This window comes from Streptacidiphilus sp. PAMC 29251 (genome assembly GCF_054208735.2).
Genome location: NZ_CM135725.2, coordinates 8426282 through 8449659, shown reverse-complemented (window position 1 = coordinate 8449659; position 23378 = coordinate 8426282). Strand labels below are relative to the sequence as shown.

Annotated in this window: 22 protein-coding genes; 13 read left to right on the top strand and 9 right to left on the bottom strand. The window is 72.4% G+C overall.

Annotation, left to right across the window (positions count from 1 at the left end):
• Positions 1-164 precede the first annotated feature (164 nt).
• Complete coding sequence (locus ACXKR8_RS40045; protein WP_458269421.1) at positions 165-1109, top strand: SDR family NAD(P)-dependent oxidoreductase; 945 nt, start codon at positions 165-167, stop codon at positions 1107-1109.
• A gap of 38 nt (positions 1110-1147) precedes the next feature.
• On the opposite strand, the gene ACXKR8_RS40040 is transcribed toward ACXKR8_RS40045, so the two are convergent.
• The gene (locus ACXKR8_RS40040) at positions 1148-1564 is read right to left on the bottom strand and encodes a VOC family protein (protein WP_458269420.1); all 417 of its coding nucleotides are present in this window, start codon (positions 1562-1564) and stop codon (positions 1148-1150) included.
• A 217-nt stretch (positions 1565-1781) separates the two neighbouring features.
• Here ACXKR8_RS40040 and ACXKR8_RS40035 point away from each other — a divergent pair, with 217 nt between their 5' ends.
• Positions 1782-3302: a M14 family zinc carboxypeptidase gene (locus ACXKR8_RS40035; protein WP_458269419.1), complete on the top strand. Its 1521-nt coding sequence runs from the start codon at positions 1782-1784 to the stop codon at positions 3300-3302.
• Positions 3303-3426: 124 nt separating this feature from the next.
• Here the strand turns inward: ACXKR8_RS40035 and ACXKR8_RS40030 are convergent, their stop codons facing one another.
• The 3 genes from ACXKR8_RS40030 to ACXKR8_RS40020 form a co-directional block, all read right to left on the bottom strand.
• On the bottom strand, positions 3427-5190 hold the full coding sequence (locus ACXKR8_RS40030) for a cholesterol oxidase substrate-binding domain-containing protein (protein WP_458269418.1): 1764 nt from the start codon (positions 5188-5190) through the stop codon (positions 3427-3429).
• A gap of 69 nt (positions 5191-5259) precedes the next feature.
• A complete protein-coding gene (locus ACXKR8_RS40025; protein WP_458269417.1) occupies positions 5260-6018 on the bottom strand; it encodes an aspartate/glutamate racemase family protein in 759 nt (252 codons plus the stop codon).
• Positions 6019-6022: 4 nt separating this feature from the next.
• Positions 6023-7552, bottom strand: coding sequence for an NCS1 family nucleobase:cation symporter-1 (locus tag ACXKR8_RS40020; RefSeq protein ID WP_458269416.1), 1530 nt, complete (start codon positions 7550-7552; stop codon positions 6023-6025).
• Between the two features lie 199 nt (positions 7553-7751).
• Between ACXKR8_RS40020 and ACXKR8_RS40015 the strand changes: the two genes are divergently transcribed.
• Positions 7752-8423, top strand: a complete 672-nt coding sequence (locus ACXKR8_RS40015) for a GntR family transcriptional regulator (RefSeq protein WP_458269415.1) — start codon at positions 7752-7754, stop codon at positions 8421-8423.
• 39 nt (positions 8424-8462) lie between these two features.
• Here ACXKR8_RS40015 and ACXKR8_RS40010 read toward each other — a convergent pair whose 3' ends face one another.
• Positions 8463-8855, bottom strand: a complete 393-nt coding sequence (locus ACXKR8_RS40010) for a PPOX class F420-dependent oxidoreductase (RefSeq protein ID WP_458269414.1) — start codon at positions 8853-8855, stop codon at positions 8463-8465.
• Positions 8856-8955: 100 nt separating this feature from the next.
• Here ACXKR8_RS40010 and ACXKR8_RS40005 point away from each other — a divergent pair, with 100 nt between their 5' ends.
• Positions 8956-9657 carry a GNAT family N-acetyltransferase gene (locus ACXKR8_RS40005; protein WP_458269413.1) on the top strand — a complete coding sequence of 234 codons (702 nt, stop codon included), beginning with the start codon at positions 8956-8958 and terminating at the stop codon, positions 9655-9657.
• On the opposite strand, the gene ACXKR8_RS40000 is transcribed toward ACXKR8_RS40005, so the two are convergent.
• Positions 9555-10553, bottom strand: coding sequence for an alpha/beta fold hydrolase (locus ACXKR8_RS40000; RefSeq protein WP_458269412.1), 999 nt, complete (start codon positions 10551-10553; stop codon positions 9555-9557). The two genes, ACXKR8_RS40005 and ACXKR8_RS40000, sit on opposite strands and share 103 nt — an antisense overlap.
• Positions 10554-10718: 165 nt before the next feature.
• Complete coding sequence (locus tag ACXKR8_RS39995; protein WP_458269411.1) at positions 10719-11555, bottom strand: phosphotransferase family protein; 837 nt, start codon at positions 11553-11555, stop codon at positions 10719-10721.
• Between the two features lie 236 nt (positions 11556-11791).
• On the opposite strand from ACXKR8_RS39995, the gene ACXKR8_RS39990 reads away from it, so the two are divergent.
• From ACXKR8_RS39990 to ACXKR8_RS39980, 3 genes are all read left to right on the top strand, one after another.
• The gene (locus ACXKR8_RS39990; protein ID WP_458269410.1) at positions 11792-12097 is read left to right on the top strand and encodes a hypothetical protein; all 306 of its coding nucleotides are present in this window, start codon (positions 11792-11794) and stop codon (positions 12095-12097) included.
• A gap of 48 nt (positions 12098-12145) precedes the next feature.
• Positions 12146-12649 (top strand): O-acetyl-ADP-ribose deacetylase, encoded by a 504-nt coding sequence (locus ACXKR8_RS39985; protein WP_458269409.1) that lies wholly within the window; start codon positions 12146-12148, stop codon positions 12647-12649.
• Positions 12650-12841: 192 nt separating this feature from the next.
• The gene (locus ACXKR8_RS39980; RefSeq protein ID WP_458269408.1) at positions 12842-12985 is read left to right on the top strand and encodes a hypothetical protein; all 144 of its coding nucleotides are present in this window, start codon (positions 12842-12844) and stop codon (positions 12983-12985) included.
• Positions 12986-13064: 79 nt separating this feature from the next.
• Here the strand turns inward: ACXKR8_RS39980 and ACXKR8_RS39975 are convergent, their stop codons facing one another.
• Both ACXKR8_RS39975 and ACXKR8_RS39970 read right to left on the bottom strand, forming a co-directional pair.
• A complete protein-coding gene (locus ACXKR8_RS39975; RefSeq protein WP_458269407.1) occupies positions 13065-13346 on the bottom strand; it encodes a hypothetical protein in 282 nt (93 codons plus the stop codon).
• Between the two features lie 105 nt (positions 13347-13451).
• On the bottom strand, positions 13452-13850 hold the full coding sequence (locus ACXKR8_RS39970) for a PPOX class F420-dependent oxidoreductase (RefSeq protein ID WP_458269406.1): 399 nt from the start codon (positions 13848-13850) through the stop codon (positions 13452-13454).
• A gap of 64 nt (positions 13851-13914) precedes the next feature.
• Between ACXKR8_RS39970 and soxR the strand changes: the two genes are divergently transcribed.
• The 6 genes from soxR (at position 13915) to ACXKR8_RS39940 (ending at position 23350) form a co-directional block, all read left to right on the top strand.
• Positions 13915-14415, top strand: coding sequence for a redox-sensitive transcriptional activator SoxR (gene soxR / locus ACXKR8_RS39965; RefSeq protein ID WP_458269405.1), 501 nt, complete (start codon positions 13915-13917; stop codon positions 14413-14415).
• A 178-nt stretch (positions 14416-14593) separates the two neighbouring features.
• Entirely contained in the window at positions 14594-15538 is a 945-nt protein-coding gene (locus tag ACXKR8_RS39960; RefSeq protein WP_458269404.1) for a DUF6891 domain-containing protein, read from the top strand.
• A gap of 142 nt (positions 15539-15680) precedes the next feature.
• The gene (locus ACXKR8_RS39955) at positions 15681-19070 is read left to right on the top strand and encodes an ABC transporter permease (protein ID WP_462100039.1); all 3390 of its coding nucleotides are present in this window, start codon (positions 15681-15683) and stop codon (positions 19068-19070) included.
• Between the two features lie 101 nt (positions 19071-19171).
• Positions 19172-22102: a hypothetical protein gene (locus tag ACXKR8_RS39950; protein WP_458269402.1), complete on the top strand. Its 2931-nt coding sequence runs from the start codon at positions 19172-19174 to the stop codon at positions 22100-22102.
• Between the two features lie 10 nt (positions 22103-22112).
• Entirely contained in the window at positions 22113-22478 is a 366-nt protein-coding gene (locus tag ACXKR8_RS39945) for a GNAT family N-acetyltransferase (protein WP_458269401.1), read from the top strand.
• Positions 22479-22579: 101 nt separating this feature from the next.
• Complete coding sequence (locus ACXKR8_RS39940; protein ID WP_458269400.1) at positions 22580-23350, top strand: EI24 domain-containing protein; 771 nt, start codon at positions 22580-22582, stop codon at positions 23348-23350.
• The last annotated feature ends 28 nt before the right edge of the window (positions 23351-23378 follow it).

Genomic DNA, 23378 nt, shown 5'->3' with positions numbered 1-23378 from the left:
TGGTGGTTCCGGTTTGCAAAACGGAGGAAGCTCCACTTACAGTGGGCTCAGCGGAGGCTCCTCCGGTTCCCATCCTACCGGTCCCCCGTCCACCGCCCCCTGCCGCCGCGTCCCGACGCGTACTGACACCGTCTCGCCGCCTCCATCGGAAAGAGTCGACAGCCATGACTGCGCCCACCCGTCTGACCACTCCCTTCGGCTTCGAGTCCAGCGCCGCCGAGGTCATCGCCGGCATCGACCTCTCCGGCCGCCGTGCCGTCGTCACCGGCGGCGCCTCCGGCATCGGCGTGGAGACCGCCCGCGCGCTGGCCTCGGCCGGCGCCGAGGTGACCCTCGCCGTACGCGACACCGCCGCCGGGGACCGCACCGCCGACGACATAGCCGACTCCACCGGCGGCAAGCGGCCCCTGGTCGCCCCGCTGGACCTGGCCGACCAGGCGTCCGTCGCGGCCTTCACCGCCGGCTGGGACGGCCCGCTGCACCTGCTCGTCGACAACGCGGGGATGATGGCCTCCCCCGAGCTGCGCACCCCGCAGGGCTGGGAGCTGCAGTTCGCCACCAACCACCTCGGGCACTTCGCCCTCGCCACCGGACTGCACCGCTCGCTCGCCGCGGCCGGGGGCGCGCGGATCGTCTCGGTCAGCTCCAGCGCGCACCTGCGCTCCGGGATCGTCTTCGAGGACATCCACTTCCAGCAGCGCCCCTACGAGGCCTGGAGCGCCTACGGCCAGTCCAAGACCGCCAATGTGCTGTTCGCCGTCGAGGCGAGCAGGCGCTGGGCGGCCGACGGGATCACCGTCAACGCGCTGATGCCCGGCGCGATCATGACCAATCTGCAGCGCTATGTCGACCCGGCCGAGCTGGACCGGATGCGCGCGGCCAGCGGTGGCGGCGCTCCGCGGTGGAAGACGCCGGAGCAGGGCGCGGCCACCTCCGTGCTGCTCGCGGTCTCCCCGCTGCTGGACGGCGTCGGCGGGCGCTACTTCGAGGACTGCAACGAGGCCGAGCCGCACCAGGAGGGCACCCGCCACGGCGTCGCCGCGCACGCGCTGGACCCGGCTGCCGCCGAGCGGCTGTGGCAGGTCTCGCTGGACACGCTGGGGCTGTGAGGCCTTTTGAGGAGCTGTAGGACTGTAGGGCGGCGGGCTCAGAGCGCCTTGCGCGGCTCCCCGCGGTAGGTGCCGAAGGACCAGCGGTTGCCTTCGGGGTCACGGGCGGCGAAGTCCCGCGAGCCGTAGTCCGTGTCGTGCAGCTCGGTGGTGATCTCCGCTCCGGCGGCCCGGGCCCTGGCGATCAGCCGGTCCGGGTCGTCGGTGACCACATAGGCGCCGAAATGGCCGGGGCGCAGCGACCAGTCGTCCTCGGCGTCGTCCGGACGGGTCGAGCCCAGCATGATGCCGCCGCCCAGCGGCCAGGCCAGTTCGGCGTGGTCGATCCGGTCCGGCCCGCCGTACTGGGCGGTCACCTCAAAACCGAAGGCCCGCACCAGAAAGCTGATCAGCGCGGGGGCGTCGCTGCTGCGCAGGGTCGGCCAGACCTGGGGTGCGGGGGCGTTGTCATCCATCGGTACCACTGCTCCTCACCGAGCTTCCACGACCGTTTCACTACCCCTTCACCCCCAGTATCGCGCCGGGCGGCACCTCTGCGGTTGCCAACAACCTCGCGAACCACCCCTCCGAAGCGGCAGAATCAGTTGGATGGTCCTGCAAAGTGGGAGGCGGAACATCGTGCGCGGCAGTAACGATCATCTCCTGCAGGATCGCTGTCCGACTGTGGCGGAGGTGAGCCGGTCCGCCCGGATGCTCGCGGCGGCCCATCCGGACCGGTGCCGACTGCGCCGGATCGGCACCTCGCGGGAGGGACGGCCGCTGGAACTGCTGTCCGTCGGACGGCCGGGCGGCCCGGACGGCCCGGACGGGCGGAACGTCCTGGTCGTCGCCGTCCCGCACGCCAATGAGCCGCTCGGCGGCGCGACCGTGCTGGCCCTGGCCGAACACGCCCTCGCCGAACTCACCCGGCCGGCCCGCGCCAACGCCCTGACCACCCCCACCACCTGGAACTTCCTGCTCTGCCTCGACCCGGACGGGGCGCTGCGGCACGAGACCGGGCCGCGCCAGCGGCGCAGCCTCTACGACCACCACCGGCACTTCTTCCGCCCGGTCACCGACGAGCAGCCCGAGTGGGCCCCGTCGCTGCGCTCCCCCGGCGAGGCACTGCCGGAGACCCGCGCGCTCGCCGAACTCATCGACGAACTGCGGCCGTTCCTGCAGTTCTCGCTGCACGGCGCGGACGTGGACGGCAGCTGGATCCAGCTCACCCGAGACATCCCCGGCCTGGCCGCCCCCTTCGCCGCCTCCGCCGCCGACCTGGGCATCCCGGTAGCGGTGGGCACCTGCGACGCCATGTACTGGCCGAGCCCCGGGCCAGGCATCTATGTGATGCCGCCGCCCGGCGTCCCGGAGAGCTTCGCCAGCCAGTCGGAGACCGCGGCCGACTCGACCTGGTACTACCCGCACCTCTACGGGGGCGTCACCGCGATCGTGGAGGTCCCGATGTGGGGCAGCCCGCTGATGAGCGATCAGTCCCTGCACCCGGCGGCCTGGACCGCCCTGCACGGGAGCGCCAACGCGCTGCGCCGCAGCGGGGTCCAGCTGGCCCGGCTGCTGGAGCGCGGACGCCCGTACTTCTCCCCGGCCGCGGTCGGGGAGAAGGGCGAGGGGCCGCTGCTGCGCGCCGCCGAGCGCGCGGTGCAGGTCTGCCCCGGACTGGCCGACGACTGGGATCCGGCGCTGCGACATCCCGGCGTTCCGCCGACGCTGCTGACCTGTGCCCGGGTCTCCTCGCTGGACGCCCTGGCACACCGCATCCCGCTGCGCGCGACCGCGATGCTGCTGCAGTTGCTGGACGGCGCCACGGACCCGCGGGCGATCCGGCTGCACGCCGAGCTGGACGCGATGCTGCTGCTGCGCAGCATCGCCTATGTGAACGAGCTGCGGGCGGCCTGGATCCCGATCGCCCGCCAGGTGGCCCACCAGGCCCGTACCGCCCTCGCCACCTACCACTGCCTGCTGGCGCAGGAGCAGGGGCGGCAGCCGCGGCAGGAGCAGGTGCGGGGGCGGGGGCGGGAGCCCGGGCAGGCGCAGGCGCTTCCGCCGCAGGCGCTCGGGCCGCGGCCGGAGGTGGTCGCGGTGCCGGGCCCGAGCGTCGCGCCGATCCTGGGCGCGGTGCCGGGCGTCGGCGCGACGCCGAGCCTGAGTCCGAGCCTGAGCGCCGCACCGGCCCTGGCGCCGCGCCGGGCCTGAGCACGGCGGCCTGAGCGCCGGGGCGGCCCTGAGCGCCGGGGCGGCCCTGAGCGCCGGGGCGGGCCTGAGCGCCGGGGCGGGCCTGGGCTCGGCAGCCGGCCCAGGCACCGCGCCGCACCGCGCCTCAGCGGAGGACTGTGTCCAGGAAGGCGCTGCTGAACACCCGGCTCGGGTCCAGCGCGTTGAGGGTGGCCACCGCCGCGTCCCAGCCGTCCCCCGCCGCCTGGCCGGCCCGGTAGGAGGCGGGGATGTCACCGGCGATGACAGCGCTGTCGGTCCAGGCCCCGGCCGGGGTGTTGGCCCACTCCTTGGACCACTCGGCGTGCACCTGCCCGTAGGAGCCGGTGAAGTTGCCCCGGATCCAGGCCTCCATCTCGCCGCAGAACTGGTGCGCGTAGGGGGTGACCGGGATCGTCGTCATGTCGAACCAGACCGCGGTGTCCCACTCCGGGTGGTCAGGGCGCGGCCGCAGCGGGGACAGCTGCGCCCCCAGCGCGCCGGGGACTCCGCAGTCAGCGGTGTTGTCAAGGCCGGTGACTCGGATCTCGATCGGTCCGTTCATCGGATACCGGCCCTGCGCCTGGTAGGCGGAGATCTTGCCGCTGTAGGCGGCGAAGAACTCGCTGACGACCCGCTGCACATTGGCCCGGCTGGTGATGACGTTCCAGCAGGTCGAAGTGATCCGCAGGGTCGTCGGCCGGACGTACGCCAGCATGTCGGCGGACCAGCCCCAGAGGTCCCAGCTGCCGGTGGCGATCAGCCCGGCGCTGATGGCGTCCATCTGCGCGGCGGTGAAGGTCGGGGTGATCGAGGCGGTGCCGCCGATGATCTCCGAGAGCAGGTCGGAGATGTTCTTGGGCACGATGTCATTGAAGGGGTAGTTGTACGGGCTGCTGACGGCCCTGCTGGTCCAGGGCTTGCTGGGGGTGGGTGTGAACACCCGCAGCCAGGGCGAGCTGGTGAACGGGAACCAGATGCAGACCACCCGTCCGGAGCCGCTGACATAGCTCGCCAGCGACTGCGAGCCGGCGCTCGCGGGCGGGGCGAAGAGGTTGGCCGCGCTGACGTTGAACCAGCTCTGGCAGCGCAGCCGCTGGTCGGCGCCGACCCGCAGCACCACCTCGGTGACGAAGGCCCGGCCGACATTGGTGATCAGGGCCTGGATCTGCGGGTCGGTGCGCTGGAAGGTGCGCAGCAGGTAGCTGCTGGACGCGGCGTCCCAGACCACGGCGGTCAGGCTGACCACCAGGTTGCCGACCGAGCCGTAGCCGTGGCCCGGCAACGGGGTCTCGTGCGCGGCGGGGACGCCGGTGCCCCGGCCGCCGGTGGCGAGCACGCCGCCGAGGGTGGCCGAGCCCATCACCGGGAAGGCGGTCAGGCCGTAGCCGGCCCCCTTGAGGGTGGCCAGCAGCGAGTCCATGGTGACGCCGGGCTGCGCGGTGACCGAGGCGGGCGTCCCGGAGTGGACGGTAACGGCGGTGAGGTGCTGGGTGCAGTCGACCAGGACGGTGTTGGCGGCCGGGGTGCCCGGGTCGACCACCACTGGTGACCAGCTGTAGCCGCCGCCCAGCGGGCGCAGCCGCCAGCCCTGGGCGTGGGCCCAGTTGGCGAGGGTGACCACGTCCTGGGGGGTGGCCGGGACGCAGCTCCACAGGCCGTTGACGGTCACCTCCTCGGACCAGTTCTGGAAGGTCTGCTGGTAGAGGCTGATGCCGGCCGGGAAGGCCGGTGGCGCGGCGATGGTGGTGGCGGCGCTCGCGGCCGGGATCCGGCCGAGCGGCGTCCACTGCACCGCCCCGAGGGCGAGCGCCCCGACCGCGCCGCCGAGGACCGCGCGGCGGGTGGGGTGGCTGTCGGAGCGGTTGGCGGTCGGGCTGGTCGAATCCATGGCACGGTCCTCCGGACCTCGGAACTGACGGAACGTCAGATGCCAAGCTGGGACCTTGACACAGAGAAGTCAATGCACGCGCGCGGGCGCTGTCGCGGGTGCGGACCAGACCCGCCGCTTGGGCAGCGGACGCCCGTACGAGCCGATCCTGCTGGTGTTCAGCCCCAGCCCGACCAGAGCCTCGGCCAGCCGGACCGCCGCCCCGACCCCGTCCACCACCGGCATCCCGGTCCGCGCCGCGATCTCGCCGCGCCAGCGGGTCATCCCGGCGCAGCCCAGCACCAGCACCTCGGCGTCGGCCGCCCTGGCCCGTACCGCCGCCGCGCCGACCGCGGCCAGGGTGCGCCGCTCGTCGTCCAGCTCCAGCACGCCCAGGCCGGTGCCGACCACGGCGGCGCAGTGGGCGCCGACGCCGGCGGTGTGCAGGCTGTCCTCGATCTGGCCGCGGGTGCGGTCAAGGGTGGTGACAACGGCGTAGCGGCGGCCCAGCAGACAGGCGAGATGGGCGGCGGCCTCGGTGATGTCGACCACCGGGACGTCCAGCAGCTCCCGCGCGCCCTCGCGGCCGTGCTCGCCGAACCCTGCCATCACCACGGCGTGGAACGGTTCGCCGCCCGCCGCGCCGGCGCGTTCCGCCTCGCCCCTGAGCAGGTCGAGCACGGCGGCGGCGGAGAGGTAGCTGTCCAGCCAGCCCTCGGCCGACTCGGGGCCCCAGCTCGGCGTCAGACCGTGGATCAGGGTGCCCGGAGAAGCAGCGCTCCGGGCACCCTGGCAGATCTCCTCGGTCATCGCCTCGGTGGTGTTGCAGTTGGTGACCAGGATCCGCATCGGTTCAGCTGACCTCGGCCTCGGCGGCGAGTGCTGCGGTGTTCGCAGCCGGGTCGGGGTTGGCGGCCGGGGCCTGGGCCGGGTTCGACCCGCCGCCGGCCACCAGCCGGTAGAGCAGCGCCGAGCTCGCCGTGCCGATGAACCAGGAGTACGGCGCGACCTGCGAGAACGCCGGGACCAGGGCGATCACCGCACTGATCGCGGCAGTCGGCGCGAACACCGCGACGGCCTTGGGGTTGAAGCCCCGCTTGTAGTAGTACGGGGAGGTCTCGTCCGCGGTGAACAGCTTGGCGACGTCGATCACACCCCGCTTGACCAGGTAGTAGTCCACGATGATGATCCCGAACAGCGGGCCGAGGAAGGCGCCCAGGCCACCCAGGAAGTAGTTCACCACGGTCGGGTTGGAGAAGAGGTTCCACGGCAGCACCACCAGCGCGGCCACGGTGCTGATCATGCCGCCGCGCTTGAAGTTGATCCGCTTGGGCCAGACATTGGCCAGGTCGTAGGCGGGCGAGACGAAGTTGGCGACGATGTTGACGCCCATGGTGGCGATCGCGAAGGTCAGCGCGCCGATCACCAGCACCGCGGTGTTGCCGACCTTGGCGATCAGCTCGGCCGGGTCGGTGATGGCGTGCCCGAAGACCTTGAGGCTGCCCGCCGTGACCACCACCGACAGCAGCGCGAAGGCGGTGGAGTTGACCGGCAGGCCCCAGAAGTTGCCGCGCTTGACGGTCTTCCGGTCCGGCGCGAAGCGGGAGAAGTCGCAGAAGTTGAGCATCAGCGTGCCGTAGGTCGACAGGATCAGACCGACCGCCCCGAACCACTGCCGCACCTGCTCGCCGGTGGAGACGTGCTTCAGCGAGCTGGTGAGCGGGATGCTCCAGTGCGCCTTGCTGAGGATCCAGATCGCCAGGGCGAGCATCACCAGCCAGATCGCCGGGCCGCAGAAGTCCTGGAACTTGCGGACCGACTCCATGCCGCGGCTGATGATCAGCGCCTGGGCCACCCAGAGCACCAGGAAGGACACCCAGCCGAGGGCGTCCAGGCCGAGGAAGCTGTGGTGGGTCCAGGAGGTGAGGCTGGGCGCGGCGGTGAGCAGCAGCACGTCCACCGCGACCGAGGCCAGATAAGTCTGGATGCCGTACCACATCACCGCGATCACGGCCCGGATCAGCGCGGGGATGTTGGCGCCCCAGACGCCGAAGCTGATCCTGGCGACCACCGGGAACGGGACCCCGGTGGTCTGCCCGATCCGGCCCATCAGGTTCATCCCGAAGTAGATGATCACGAAGCCGAGCAGCAGCGAACTGAAGATCTGCCAGGCGCTCATGCCGAGGACCAGCAGCCCGGCGGCGAAGGTGTAGTTGCCCAGGTTGTGGACGTCGGACATCCACATCGCGAAGAGGTCGAAGACCTTCCAGTTGCGGTCCTTCGCGGGGGCGAGGTCCTCGTTGTGGAGCCGGGGGTCAGGGTTGTCGAGTGCTGGTCTCTCGGGCACTTCGGTACTGGACGTAACGGTCACGATCGCCTCCATGCTGGGCGGTGCTTGGTATACCAAAGCTGTTCCTCCGAGAATGGGACCGCGACCGCGGACCGGGCAACGCCCCTTGTGTTACGTCCTTGTTCGCCCGGTGAATTGTGGGTTACGGCCGGCGGTCGGTCAGCACGGCCGGTGGTCGGTCGGCGCCGCTAGGCTTGGGGCCGGGACGATCACCAGCACTCGGGAGCAGGCCGTGGCAACCGCAGCAGACGCGCAGCAGCCGCTGGCCGCCGTGCGCGAACGGGTACAGGCCGAGCTGCGGGAACGCATCGTCAGCGGGCAACTGCCGCCGGGCAGCCGGTTGGTGGAACGCGAGCTGGCCGAGGCCATGGGCGTCTCCCGGGTCCCGGTGCGCGAGGCCATCCGCACCCTGACCGCCGAGGGCTTCGTGGTCGCGCTCTCCCCGCGCCGGGTCGTGGTCAGAGGGCTGACCTCCAAGGACGTGGACGAGCTGTTCGAGCTGCGCGAGGCGCTGGAGGTGTTCGCGGCCGGACTGGCAGCGCAGCGGGCCACCCCGGCCGAGCTGCGCGCGCTGGAGGACCTGCTGGACCGGGCCGCGCTGGCCACCGGGAAGCGGGTGGCCGAGGACATCACCGAGCTCAACACCCGGTTCCATGAGCGGATCCTGGCGATGGCGGACAACAACCTGCTGGCCGCGGCGCTGGAACCGCTGGAGGGCAGGCTGCGCCGGCTCACCCGGCAGAACGAGCACTGGGACCAGTTGCTGGGCGAGCACCGCCAACTGCTGGCCGCCATCGCCTCCGGCGACCCGGACCGGGCCCGGGCCTGCGCCCTGGAGCACGTCCGGGTGAACCGGCTGGTGACCCGGGAACTGCTCTTCGGCGCGGAGCAGGCGGAGCAGTAGGAGCCGGTACGCCAGGGGCTTCTTGGGCTTGTGCTTGTGCTATTCGGAACTGAGCGTGATCCTGATCGCCACGGTGCCGGTGTCGCCGCGGCGGAGCTTGCTGCCGAACAGGGTGAGTCGGCCGATCAGGCCGTACTTCTGCTTGAGCAGGTCGCGGTAGCGGCCGGTCTGGTCGGCGGGGAGGATCTCGGCCAGACCGGGGACGTCGTCCCCCTTGCGGTTGCCGCGCACATCGCAGGGGGCGAGCAGGACCTCGCCGCGGTTGCGGATGCGCTTGACCTTGCCGGAGTCGGCGACGGTCCAGATCCCCAGGGCGTCGCCGTCGCGAACCGCCCAGACCGGGGTGGGGACGGTGCGACCGTCCTTGCGGTAGGTGGTGACCAGCAGGTACTTGCCGGAGCCGAGGAGGTCCAGGGCGGAGGAGGAGGCCATAGCAGACAGCCTATGCCCGGCACGGGCCGTCCTGGGCCGTCCTCGGGCCAGCAGGCCGCAAGCCTTGTGGGAGCGCTCTCAGATGGACCACGATCAACCCATGCACCCGACCCGCCACCGCCCCTTCGTCCGCCCCTACCGGCCCGAGGACCGCGCCGCGCTGGACGACATCTGCGTCCGCACCGCCCACGAGGGCGGCGACTCCCGAGAGGTCTACCCGGACCCGCAGCTGATCCCGAGCATCTTCGCCGCCCCGTACGCGGTGCTCGAACCCGACCTCACCTTTGTCGTCGACGACGGGGAACGGGCCGTCGGCTATGTGCTGGGGACGGCCGACACCGAGGCCTTCGTCGCGCGGTTCCGGACCGAATGGCTGCCGACGGTGACCGACCGCTTCCCGCCGCCGGCCGGCGAGCCGTCCACGCCCACCGAGATGATGATCCGACTGCTGCACTGGCCGGAGCGGATGATCGTCCCTCAACTGGCCGGCTACCCGGCCCATCTGCACATCGACCTGCTGCCCGAGCACCAGCGCTCCGGCCACGGGCGCGCGCTGATGGACGCCTTTCTCGCCGCGCTGCACGCCAAGGGCGTGCCCGCGGTCTACCTCGCCATGGTCAGCACCAACACCAACGCGCGGGCCTTCTACGACCGGCTGGGCTTCCACGAGATCGACGTGCCCTACCCCGGGCCGGTGACCTACCTGGGCAGGTCGACCGAGCCGAACGTGCTGACGGTGCCGGCCGAGCCGACGGTGGCGACCGACCCGACCGAGCCCGGGTACTCCAGTTCGTTGCAGTAGGGCAGTGCGTCGACCGGGCAGTCCGTCAGGAAGCGGCCGAGCAGGTCGGTGAACTCCTCGATCCGCTCCATGTGCACCAGGTGGTCCGCGTCGCGGACGGTGGTGAACGCCGCGCCGGGCAGCAGCCCGGCGAGGTGGCGGCCCATCGCGGGCGGGGTCAGCGAGTCGTGCTCGCCGGTGAACACCAGCACCGGGACCGGCGGCACGGGCTCGGGGCGGTACCACTCGTGGCGCATCAGCCGGCGGTTGTGGTCGGCCACGGCCATCCCGAACTGACGCGGCGTCTGCTCCATGAACTGGCGGTGGATCAGCCGCCCGATCGCGGCGTGGCGGCGGATGGAGCCGGTGCCCGGCGGGGCCATGAAGCGGAGCACCAGCTCCTCCGCCATCGCCGCGTACCGGCCCTCGTCGAGCATCCCCAGCCAGCGGTTCGCGGCCTGCTCGTACTCGGGCGGGACGAAGGTGGTCATTCCGACCAGGATCAGCCGCTCCACCGCGTCCGGGTAGTGCTGGGCGAAGCGCAGCGCGATCGCCCCGCCGAAGCAGCCGCCGAAGAGGTTGACCTCGCCCAGGCCGAGCGAGTCCACCATGTGCCGGGTGGCGGCGGCCAGGAAGTCCATGCCGTACTTCTCCGGAAGCGGGTCGGCCTCGCCGTAGCCGGGGAGGTCGACCGTGACCACGTCGCAGAGCGGCAGCAGCGCGGTCTCGTGCCGGGCCCAGGAGAACCGGTCCTGGGAGGACCCGCCCAGGATGACCAGCGGCGCGGTCACCCCGGCGCCCTGCCGGGCGACGCGCGCCACGTACTCGAAGCCGTCGAAGGTGAGCCGGTGCTCGCTCACCACAACCGCGGGCGCGTCAAGCAGCAGCGGCGCCACTGAGGTTGTGTCGATTGACATGCGTGGCTCCCCACGATCGCGGACATCGAATCCGAAGATCTATCACTGGGGACGGGGGGTTGCTCCGCAATGTCACTCAAACGTGGTCGTTTCGCGGACCGTTGTCGAAGCCCTTTTCGAATGCCTCGGCGCGGGCTCGCTGGGGGCCTCGCCGCCGGCTCTCGCTCAAGAGAGCAGCTCCCGCAGGCGGCGGGCCTGCCGCAGCACGGTGCCCGGCGGATTCCGAGGACTCCGTCCGTCGTCGAGGGAGGCGAAGGAGTCGAAGCAGAGGAGGAACAGCCAGACCAGGGCGAGCAATCTGCGGCACTCACGCAGCCGAACGGATTCCGCCGTGGTCAGATCGAACTGGTTCAGGAAGGTGTCGACGTCAAAGGGCTGGTCCACCCAACCGGCCACATGTTCGGTGATCTCTGCCAGTTCGAAGGCGCGGTCGCTGAGGCCGGAGTCCTCGAAGTCGACGACCCGCACCCGGGCGCCGTCCCAGAGGTAGTTGGCGAGGTTGCCGTCCCCTGGCCCGAAGACCGGGGGAACGTCCAGTTGTCCGGCCCTGCCCATGTCCGAGCGGGCCAACCAGGCCAGGCCGAAGTCCATGGCCCCGGCCACCTCGCCGTCGACCCGAGAGCGAGCCCGCGGCACCCAGGACCGGATGTGGGCGACAAGTTCCTGATGCCGACCGGGTCTGGGTGGAACCGTGGCCAGAATCTCCCGCGGCACCGCGATATGGAGTTCGCCCACCGCCGCGGCCAGGGCCCTGATCTGCTGCTCGGTCAGCGACTGCCCACGCAGCGGCTCACCGGCCAGCCGGGACATCACCACAACCGGCTCCACGGCAGCGAGGTCCACCCGCAGCGGCTCGGGAGCCAGCCCCGCCGCATACGTGCCGAGCAACGTCAGCGCCCGCCACTCCCGCTCGCACTTCTCACGATTCCCAGACCCAAACCGCTTGCTCACACTGCGGGGCCCCAGCTCCACCGCGTGAGTGCTCCAGTGAAGAGAGGTCATGGGACAAGATCCTGCAGCTCTTCCGCTTCCAAGGCTGTGAGGGAAATCGCAGTGCGGTGATCGAACCCGCGTGTCACAGTCATGATTCACAGCATCGGGCAGTACGGGGCGGGGACAATATGCGCAGGTCAGAGACCATTTCGCGGCGGTGGACGCTACTTCTGGCGACCGCGGTCGTCGCCCTCACGGCGGCGGGATGCAGCAGCGACGGCGCAGCCAAGCCGACGGGATTCGTCGTGACGATCACCGACTCGACTCCCTGGGACGTCCAGATCCGCGACTGCGGCGGCTGCGGCGTAGAGGGCGACCGCATCGAAGGCAGCCCGGACGGCGGCTCCGGCGGAACTCAGACCGGTTGGCAGGAGACCCGCTCCGGTACGTTGACCTACTCCTTCGTCGTCCACGGCGCCACCATCACCTGCCCGCCGACGCCGGGCCGGTCCATGGACGGCTACATCGGCTTGCTGACCTCGGTCGACTACACGATCAACAAGGCCGGCACCTGCACCATGGCCCCCGGCTACTCGTCGATTTCCAACTGAGCCCGGAACAGGGGTGCCCGCGGCCGTGGCGGATGAGAGCATCGACGGATGACCACCATCACCGTGGTGCTGGGTGACATCACCAGCGAGAGCACCGACGCCGTCGTCACGGCAGCCAATGAGTCCCTGATGGGCGGCGGAGGTGTGGACGGCGCCGTCCACCGCGCGGCCGGGCCGCGACTGGCCAGGGCCGGAGCCGCGATCGGCCCGTGCGCGACCGGCGACGCGATGGCGACACCCGCGTTCGACCTCGGCCCGCCGATCGCCCATGTGATCCACGCCGTCGGCCCGGTCTGGGAGGGCGGCGACCAGGGTGAACCCGAACTCCTCGCCTCCTGCTACCGCCGCAGCCTCGAGGTCGCCGACGGACTCGGCGCCAGATCCGTCGCCTTCCCCGCCATCTCGACCGGCGTCTACGGCTACCCGCCGGACCAAGCCGCCCGCATCGCGGTCCACACCCTGCGCACCGCCGCGACCGCCGTGGAGGCGGTACGGCTCGTCGCCTTCGACGAGGAGTCGTACGACCTCCTGCGTCGGGAGCTGGAGCGGTAGTGCCGGCCTCGGAGACTCCCGGGGTGGCGACGGACGAGGACGGCGCGAAGGTCGTCGCGTGGTACGGCGCGGGCTATGCCGAGGCGGAGCGGCTGACCGTGGCTGGGGTACGGGCCGGATGCAGCACAGAACTCGGGGACGCGCGCCGGCTCACCGCGGCTGACAGCTCGTTTGTGGGGCCTGGTGAAGGCGGTGGAGCAGAGGGCCGGGCAGCCACTGGCGGACGACGACCCGGTCCTGCTGTCGGCCCTGGCGGCGGCCCGCCTTGCGGACGCCCATCCGGCGCTGCTGGCGGCAGCTTCGCACCTCCTGGCCGTGGCACGGACTGCAGCCTAGGAGCGTGGGTCAGTAACGCCATCCCGATCCTCCGTCAGGCGAGTTCGCCTCGCCCGTAGGGCCGACCCGTGAGCCGAGCTCAGGTGTCGTACGGGTCGAACTCCACCGGCAGCACCGTGTCCGCCTCGGCGTTGAAGCGACTGAGCGCCGTCGGGTCGAGGAAGGCGGTCAGCGCCCCGCAGTCGCGGCAGATCCGGCCGTACGCCGCCTGGTACTCGGGCCGGGGCTTGAACACGCCCGGCCGCCGGAACCGCAGCGTCAGGCTGTGCATCGCCCCCAGCCGCGCCTCGTTGTCCGTCCGCAGCTCACCCAGCGGCCCGAGCCGCTCCGAACCGCACGTTCCGCAGCAGATCTCCCCCATGGCGGGGATCATAGCGGGAGCGGTGCGGCCAGTGCGGTGACTGGCGAAAGATCAGGAAATGCAGGCGGGTTGCCCGCTGCTGGAACACGCTCCCAGAAGGCCGAATCATGCGGATCGACGCGTCATACCGGCGGCGTCGGGTTCGATGCCCCAGGTGAAGATCGTGCGGGGACGGATGCGGATCAGTTCGGCGCCGACGTGTTCGCTGCCGCGGTCCTGGCCGGTCAAGGCCTCGGCCCGGCCGCGGATCTCGATGCCGCGCACCTTCCAGGGGTCGACCGAGGTGAGGTCGTCGATGATGAAGGCGACCTCGCCGGTCTTGGCGACGTTCCGGAACTTGCGGCTGGCACCCAGGTTCCAGCCGTCGATGTCGATCGTTCCGATGTCGGTGTTCGCGTGGTAGCAGACCGCGTTGTTCTGCAAGGTTCCGTCGCCTGCGAGGGTCGCGAGGCGGCCCAGCCGCTGAGTCCGGAAATAGGCCAGTTCGGCGTCGGTGAAGTTCATGGCCCCAAGTTAGAACCTCAAGTCAACTTGAGGTCAAGCACCGGAGCATGGGACGATTCCGTGCATGGTCATCACGGTCGCCGAACTCACCGTAGGAGAACTCGCAGCCCGCAGTGGCGTCGCGGTGTCCGCCCTGCACTTCTACGAGGCCAAAGGGCTGATCTCCAGCCGCCGGACGGCCGGCAACCAGCGCCGGTACCGGCGTGATGCGCTGCGAAGGGTGGCGTTCGTCAGGGTTTCGCAGAACCTGGGCATCCCGCTCGCCGAGATCGGTGCGGCGCTCGCCTCACTGCCCCAGGAACGCACCCCCACCAAAGCGGACTGGGCGCGCCTGTCGGCAACGTGGCGCGAACGACTGAATACCCAGATCGAGCAACTCCAGCGGTTGCGCGACAACCTCGACGGCTGCATCGGCTGCGGCTGCCTGTCACTGCGGACCTGCCGCCTGTCGAACCCCGGCGACGAACTCGGCCGCGACGGCCCCGGCCCCCGCCGTCTGCTGGGCGAGGTATGCCAAGGCGCGCGATGCCCGGACGAGGGGCCCGTCCAGACCGCCGACGACTGACCGCGTTCCGGGGCAGCCAGGACGCGGGCCAGGGCCGGGCCGTGGACGCCCCTGGCGCGGAAGTTCTCCAAGTGCAGCAGGGACACCACCAGCGCGATTGGCCGCTGGCCGCCCCCGCGGTGGCGGCCGGCGCAGTGGCGGCCGCCGCGCTGTCGGTGGGCGCTGGCAGGATGCGGGGATGGATACCGCAGCCGACGCCGCCGCTCCCCTGCCCGTTCTGCTCAGCACCGAGGACGGGGTGGTCCTCAGCCGTCCGACCGCGACCGTCCTCGCTGCCGTACTCGCCCGGGTGGGCACGGACGGTGACCGCTACGTCATCGTCGAGCGGGACTGCGAGCCGCGCCAGGACGAGGTGTTCCTGCAGGCCTGGCGGCGGGACGACGGGGTGTACGAGGTGGAGCACCGGGCGGGCGGGCCCGAGCGGCAGTTCGGGGCGGAGTCGGAGGGCCCGGGGCAGGTCACCGAGCTGTTCCTGGACTGGATCAGGGACGGGGCGGCCTGGGGCGGCGCCGTGGCCTGGACCCGGCTGGACCTCACTTCGACCCCCACGCTGGACCAGGAGGCCCGCGCCGAGGCCGAGGAGTTCGCCCAGTCGCTGATCCGCTGCGGCTTCGACGGGTACTGGGACGTGGCGCGGGCGGTGCAGGAGCACTTCGATCCGGCGGAGCACGAGGTCAGTCTGGAGCAGGCCTGCCGCATCGTCGTCGGGCCGTGGCGGGAACGCGAGCGGGAGCAGCAGTCCTGGCCCGCCGTCACCGACCCGGACCGGCTGGCGGAGGCCTTCACCGCGCTGGAGGCGCGGGGCGTCACCGCGCGGATGAACTTCGCCTGCTGCGGCACCTGCGGGCGCGGCGAGATCGGGGCGGAGGCGGCCGAGGGCGCACGGGGCTTTGTCTTCTTCCACCAGCAGGCCACCGAGGGTGCGGCCAACGGCGGGGCGCTGTGGCTCGCCTACGGCCACTTCACCGATTCCACCGCGGCCGTTCCCGCCACCACCGCCGAGATCGGCGCCGAGGTGGTGGCCGAGCTGACCGCGGCCGGGCTGCGGGTGGAGTGGGACGGCTCGCCGGACAGCGCGCTCAAGGTGACCTCACTGGAGTGGCTGAAGCGACTGCCGGTGTAGCTGGGAACAAGGGCAGGCCAGTCAGACGGGTTGGTTCCGGAACCGGTCGGAATATCCGATATTCCTTGCACCTACCCTCCGCGCCCGGTAAGACTGTGACGCACCGTGACCAATTCATGATCCAGACCACGGGGGGACCCACGTGGTCGCTACGGCCGTCGCACCACCGCCACCACCGCATCACCGACCCGCCGCCGTGGACCGCCGCCGCCTCCGTCTTCCCAGCACGGTCAGACGCTCTACCCAGCACGGGCTGATCCTGGCCGCCGTCTCGCTGACCGTCCTGCTCTCCGCAGCGGTGCTGGCCGCGCTCACCGCGCTGGCCGGCACCTCCGTCGACCGCGGGGCCGCCCAGCGGCTGTCCGCGACGGCCGGCGCCCAGGTGCTGGTGACCGCGAACTTCCAGGCCGACGGAATGGCCGCCGCCGACCGGGACGTACGGGCCGCCACCGGCCGGGTCTTCGGGGACGTGCCGCAGCGGACCTACCTCGGGCTGCTGGACACCTCGCCGGTCTCGGTAACCGGCATCGACGGTGGCAGCAACGGCAGCGGCACCACCGCGGCCGGCCCCGGCGGCAGTACTCTGCACCCGGTCGCGGTGCAGGACGCGGCCGAGTTCGGCCGACTGGTGGCCGGCCACTGGCCCGCCGGGGTCGGCGACGCCACCGCCGCCGCGTTCACCTCGCTGCCCGACGTCCGGGTCGCCACCGGATCCACCGCCGCCGTGGACGCCGCCGTACCGCAGCAGTTGGCCCAGCGGCTGGGCCTGAAGCCAGGATCGACCCTCCACCTGCAGGACGCCTTCAGCCGCACCATGACGCTGCGGATCGCCGCTGTCTACCAGCAGCGCGGCGCGGCCGGATTCTGGCCCGGCATGGCCGGAGACCTGTCCGGCACCGACAGCAGCACCCAGAACCTGCTGCTGGTCTCCCCCGCCGCGCTGAACGGCAGCGCCGTGCTGAACGGGCAGTTGACCGCGCACTGGGGGGTCCAGCCCGACTTCGCCCACCTCGATTCGAGCAGCCTCGGCGGGCTGCACGACCGGGTCCGGGCCTTCTCCGGCAGCCAGACCAGCCTCTCCGTGTTCCGGGGGACGCAGCCGCCGCTCAGCAATCTGACCGTCTTCTCCGCTCTGCCGCAGGCCATCGACGCCCTGGCCGTGCCGACCGTGGTGGCCCGCTCCGCGCTCTATCTGCCGACCGCGCTGCTGGCCGCGTTGGCACTGACCGCACTGGTGTTGACGGCTCGTCAGCTGACCCTGCACCGGCGCAGCGAACTGGCGCTGCAGCAGGCCCGAGGGGCCGGCACGGCGCGGCTGCTGCGGGGCGCCGCCGCCGAGTGGGCCGTCACCGGCATTCCCGCCGCCGTCGCCGCGCCGTTCCTGGCCGGGTTGCTGCAGCCCGGCACGCTCGGTCCGGCCGCCTGGGCGGCGGTCGGGCTGACCCTGCTGGTGCACGGCGCGTCCGTGCTGCTGCCGGTGCTGCCGCCGCTGCGGCTGCGGGTGGCCCGGGGCGCGCGGGCCGCGGCCGCGCAGCGGATGGGCGCCGACCTGGCGCTGCTGGTGGTCGCCGTGCTCGGCTACCTGGAACTGGACCGGCACCGCTCGGTGGTGGCCGGCTCCGACGCGGGCGGCGGGCTGTCGGTGGACCCGGTGCTGGTGCTGGTCCCGGTGCTGGCGAGCGGGGCCGCGGCGCTGCTGCTGCTCCGGCTGCTGCCGCTGACGTCCCGGCTGCTGGACGGCTTCGGCCGCCGTAGCGGTGGCCTGGTGCTGCCGCTGGCGGGGTGGCAGTTGAGCCGGCGCTCGGCCCGCAACGCCGGTCCTGTGGTGCTGATGTGCCTGGCCGTGTCGGTCGGCGCGCTCGCGACCACCGCGCTGGCCTGCCTGGACGGCCTCGCCGCCGACCAGGCTGCGTTCAGCGTCGGCGCGGACGTCCGGATCGACCCGTCCGGCGACGGCACCTACCCGGCCACCGTGCTGCGTGCTGCTTATGCCGCGCTGCCGGGGGTGACCGCGGTGACGCCGGTGACCGAGACCACGGCGAACGTTCCCGGCGGGGTGACCGTGAGCCTGGTCGGCACCATCGCCGGGGCCGCGCCCGACACCCGCTCCCCGGCTGTCTTCGGCACCGCCCTGCCGGGACAGCCGACCGCGCCGCCGCAAGCTCCGACCGCGCTGCTGCTGGACGAGACGCTGCGCAGTGGCGGCAACACCGCCGCGCCGCGCCTGGAAGTGACCTTGCAGGACGCCTCGGGACTGGCCAGCACGGTGTCGGGCGTACTGCCGCCCGCGGACGGGGCCAGGCACACCGTGGCGGTCCCGCTGGACGTGCCGCTGAGCGGCGGCCACCCCCGCGCCTACCCGTTGACGGTGACCGCGATCACCCTGTTCCCGCAGCCCAATGTGCATCCGGCGCTGCTGGACCTCGACCTGCACCGGATCGGCTCGCGCACCGGCGCCGCCGACAGGTGGGCCGCGCAGCTGCCGTCGGGCCAGGCCTGGGCCGACCGCACCGACGGCGCGGCGGACGCCACGGCGGGGGCCTGCAAGGGCAATGTCTCCGGGAACTACAACTACGGGATGCCGGGCGTGTGCACGATTGCGGCGGGCGGCCCCGACCTGCTTCGGGTGGGCATCAGCACCGGATTCCGGGGCACTCCGGCGGGGGCGGGCGAGTTCCCCGGCATGGATGTCGTCGACACCCAGCCCAACAGCCAGCTGCGCCTGGTCGCGACCCCGTCCGCGAAGCCGGCCCCGCTCCCGGTCCGGGCCGATGCCCTCGCCCTGAAGGACAGCCACCTCGCCGTGGGCAGTCTCACCACCCTGGACCTCGGCACCGGCAGCGGGGTCCCCGCCAGGATCGTCGGCCGGGTGGACTCCCTGCCGGGTCTCGGCCGGGGGCAGGGGCACCTGGTCGCCGACCAGCGGCAGCTCGCCGCCGCGCTGACGGTCAGCGGGGCTCCCCAGCAGGACCCCGCGCTCTGGTGGCTGACCACGGACGACAGCGCCAGGACGGCCGCCGCGATCAACGCGCAGCCCGCGCTGGGCAGCGCCGTCACCAAGGTGCAGGCAGCAGCGGCCCTGCGCGCCGACCCGTTCCGCAGCGGGCTGCGGAAGGTGCTGCAACTGAGCCGGATCCTCGCCCCCTGCTTCGCCGTGGTCGGCTTCACGGTCCACGCGGTGATCTCCAGCCGGGAGCGGCGACGGGAGTTCGCACTGCTCAGAGCCATGGGCATGCGGTCGAGAAAGCTGTCCTCGCTGTTGGGGGCGGAGCAGTTGAGCATCGCTCTCTTCGCGGTGGTCCCCGGCGCGCTGATGGGCACGGCGCTGGCGGGCGCGGTGCTGCCGCTGATCACGGTGGACGACAGCGGGCAGGTCCCGTATCCGCCGCTGCGGCTGGTGCTGCCATGGGGCAGGGTGGGGCTGACCGCGCTGGTGACGGCCGGGGCGATCAGCGCCGTGGTGATGGCGCTGGCCCGGCTACTGGCCAGGGTGGACCTGGTACGGGTGCTCCGGGCCGGGGAGGGCGGATGAGCCGCGGGGGTTCGGACGGGACGGGGTCGGGGACGGACGGGACGGGGTCGTTGTCGGACAGGTCGGCGTCGGGGACGGACGGGACGGGGAGGGGCGGTTCGATGGCGCTGCGGCTGGTGCGCAGGGAGGCGCGCGGGGATCTGCCGCTGCTGGCCTGCCTGGCGCTGCTGGTCGCGGTGCTGACGGCGCTGTGCGCGCTGGGTCCGGCGCTGGTCGGCCGGCAGGAGGACCAGGCGCTGCGGCAGCGGATCACCAGCGCGCAGGCCCAGGCCCCGCTGCTGACCGTGAGCACCGTCCCCGAGGTGGAGAACGCCACCGGGCCGCCCGCCCTGTCCATGGCGACGGTGCTGGCGGACGGCCCGAAGCTGACCGACCGGCTCAGCGGCGCCGCGGCCCAGAGCCTGTCCGTGACCGGGAGCGGAGCCGGGGGCGGCAGCTACGACTATGAGGCGGCGGCCCTGGATTCACCCCGTCCGCCGGACCTGACTGTCACCGACAGCAACCTGACCATCAGTCATATCCCGGATACCTCAGCCCATCTCCGCTACATCAGCGGCCACGCGCCGGCCGATCTGACGCCGGTCGGCACCCCGCCGCAGGTGGCCCTCTCCCAGGCCACTGCGCAGGCGCTGGGCGTGCGGACCGGAAGTCAGTTGAAGCTCCGCTTCAAGAACCCGGCCGAGATGGAGGAGCCCGCGCCCAACGTGACGCTGGTCGTCAGCGGGGTGTTCCAGTTGCTGGCCACCGCCGACGGCTTCTGGGTCAGCCGGGCGACGCTGGCCCAGCCGCTCCGCTATCCGGAGCAGAACACGGCAGGGACGGTACTGGCCGCCCGTGGCCTGGTCGGCACCGACGCCGCCGACCTGCTGACCTACGCCGGGGTGCAGGGCCCGTTGGTGACCTGGCAGTTGCGGGCGGACCTGGGCCGGGCGACAGTCGCCAGGGCCCGCACGCTGACCGGGCCGCTGTCCGGCTACAGCGTGGACCTCAACGCGGCCCTGTGCCACGGCGCCGACGAGATCACCGGCGGTCCGAGCTGCCAGCTCGGCAGCCAGGAAACCGGCCCGTTCCTGGTGTCGGACGGGCTGACCCCGCTGCTCACCGCCTTCACCGCCGAGGACGACCAGGCCAGGATCGTCGGCGCGTTCGCCGTCACCTCGCTGGCGGCGGTCGCGCTGGCCACCGCCGTCGTCGCGGTCCGACTGCTGCTGCGCCGCAGGGACCGCGAGCTGCGGTTGCAGCGGGCCCGCGGGGCGTCCGCGCTGCGGCTGATACTGCTGCGCAGCGCGATCGCCTGGCCGGTGGTGCTGGTCAGCGCGGTGCTCGGCTGGGTGCTGGGGCAGTCGCTCGCCCCCTCGGGCACCTCCGGCTCGCCGCAGCCGGTGCCCGCCGCCACTGCCGCCGTGGTGGCGGCGCTGTTGGTGCCGCTGCTGACCTGGTTCGCGGTACGGGAGTCGCGCTCCTCGGCGGGTTCCCGTCGCGCGGGCCGGTCCGCCGGGAGGAGGGCCGTCGGCGGGCGACGGGCGGTGCTGGAGCTGACGGTGCTGCTGGCGGCGGTCGCGGGCGTGGTCGCGCTGCGGTCGCAGGGGGCCGACGGGGAGTTGAGCGCGGTGCCGGTGCTGGTGGCGGTTGCCGCTGTGCTGGTGCTGCTGCGGGTGTATCCGCTGGTGCTGCGGCTACTGGCACGGCAGACCCGGCGCGGGTCGGGGCTGCTGGCGTTCGTCGGCCTGTCCCGGGCCGCGCGGGACGCCTCGGCGACCGGGCTGGCGCTGTTCGTGCTGGTGCTGACGCTGGGGACGGCGGTGTTCGGCGGCCTGGTGCAGCGGACGGTCGGCGACGGCGCGGCCGTGGGCGCGGCCTGGAGCACCGGCGCGGACGCCTCCGCGACGACGGAGGGCAACAGCACGCCAACGCTGGGCGCGCTGGCCGGCGCGGCGACGGGCGGGCAGGCGGGCGCGCAGGCGGGCGCGGCAGCGGGCGCGCAGCCCGGCGCGGCGAACGGCATACGCGCCGCTGTCGAGCAGGCGCACGTGCTCAATCTGGTGGGCGAGGCGGACGGGGCCGGGATTTCCTCGGTCGCCGTGATCACGGTGGATCCGCACCAATTGACGGCGGTCGCGCCCTCCTCGCCCCTCGCGAGAGCACTGCTCTCGGAGTTGAGCACTGCTCCCAAGGATCTCGGCAGCAGCACCTACCAGCTCCCCTTTGTCGCCTCCCCCACCCTCCGGGCCCGGGAGCGCAGCGGCGGCTTCACCGCCTCCTTCCAGGCCTACGGCCAGCCCGCCGTCCATCTGAAGCTGGACCCCAGCGGCACCCTCACCCCCGCCGACCTGCGGGATCCGCTGCTCGGCCCGATCACTGCCCACATCACCCCCGGTACCCCGCTGCTGATCACCACCGCCTCCGCCGAGCACCTGCTGCCGCAGCAGTCCTCAGGAAGCACCGTGGTCCTGCTCCACGACACCGGCCCCACAGCCCCTGCCACGGCAACAGCCACCGCCACCGCCACCGCGCTGCGGACCGCCGGGGCCCAGGTGCTCGGCCCGCTGGCGCAGATCCGGGTCCGCTCCGAGGCGCTGGCCGCCCTGCGCCAGGACGGCCTGACCCGGGGCGTCGGCACGATCTACGCCGAGAGCACTGCTCTCGCCGTGCTGTTCGGGCTGCTCGCCGTGGCCCTGGAACTGGTGCTCACCTCCGCCGAGCGCGGCCGTACCACCTCGTTCCTGCGCACCCTCGGCCTCGGCAGCAGGGCGGCGGGGGCGTTGCACCTGCTGCAACTGGTCCCGCTGGCGGTGGCCGCCGCCGTCGGCGGCACCCTGCTCGGTTTGCTGGAGCCGCGGCTCATGGGCGACTCACTGAATCTGCGTCAGTTCACCGGCGGTCCGATCCAACCCGCGCTTCGGACCGACTACCGGCTTACCCTGGCCCTGGGGGCCGGCCTGGCCCTGCTGGTCCTCGGCGCGGCGGTGGTGGAAACCGCCGTCGCGCGTGGGCGCCGCCTGGGCGCGGTGCTGCGACTGGGGCAGAGCTGAGGAGGAGAGCGTGGACAGCGTGGAGAAGGACAGCTTCCAGCTGCAGGACGACGGTCACAGCCTGCTCGAGGTCCTGGTCGACGGCAGGCAGGCAGGCCGGATCGACTACTTCCTCCTGGAGGGCGACCCGGGCGCCCCCGCCGCCCGCGTCGGCGTGCACACCATCGTCGAGCCCGCCCACGAGGGCCAGGGCATCGGTGGCAGGCTCGCCGTGGAGTTCTACCGCGCGGCAGCGGCTGAAGGCCGCCCGGTCGTCCCGCTCTGCCCCTACCTCAAGCACTGGGCCGACACCCATCCGGACCAGGCCCCGCCCGCCGATCCCGAACTGGTCCAGCGCGCGGCGGCCTATGTGGAGAAGCACTCCTCGCTCTGGTGACCGCAGCGACCGTGACGACCGCGACGCCCGCAGTCACCGCCGCACCGTGACCCCGCACCCGGATGGCCACCCCGGCCTCGTCGTGCGGCACACTGCATCCCATGCGTCAACTGATACGGGGCTTCCGCCATCTGCTGCACGGTCAGCGCTGGGCCATGCGGCACGGCCGGTGGTGGGGGTTCGGGCTGCTGCCAGGGCTGGTGTCGCTGCTGCTCTACCTGGCCGCGCTCGCCGCGCTGGTCACCTGGGTCGGGGACCTCGCCGACTGGCTCACCCCGTTCGCCGACCACTGGTCCTCCGGGCTGCGTACGACGACCAGGGATCTGGCGGCGCTGATACTGGTCGGCGGCGGGCTGATGCTCGCCGTGGTCACCTTCACCGCGGTGACCCTGCTGATCGGGGAGCCGTTCTACGAGTCGCTGTCGGAGCGGGTCGAGCAGATCGAGGGCGGCGGGCCCGCTCCGCTTGGCCTGCCGTGGTGGCGCCAACTGCTGTGGGGGCTGCGCGACGCGCTGGCCTCGGTGCTGCTGGTCGCCTGCATCGGCCTGCTGCTGTTCGTGCTCGGCTTCATCCCGGTGGTCGGCCAGACCGTGATCCCGGTCGTCGGGATCTGCGTCTCCGGCTTCTTCCTCACCGAGCAGCTGACCGCACTCGCCTTCCAGCGACGCAGCCTGACGTTCCGTCAGCGCGTACGCCGACTGCGTGGACGGCTGCCGCTGGCGCTGGGCTTCGGCGTGCCGCTGGTGCTGCTGTTCCTGATCCCGCTGGTCGCCGTGTTCGCCATGCCGGGCGCGGTGGCCGGCGCGACCCTGCTCGTCCGCGAGCTGGACCCGAACGGGTCCCCCGTGACCGCCCCCACCACGGACCAATGAACCAGGACCGATGAAGGAGTGTCCCGCC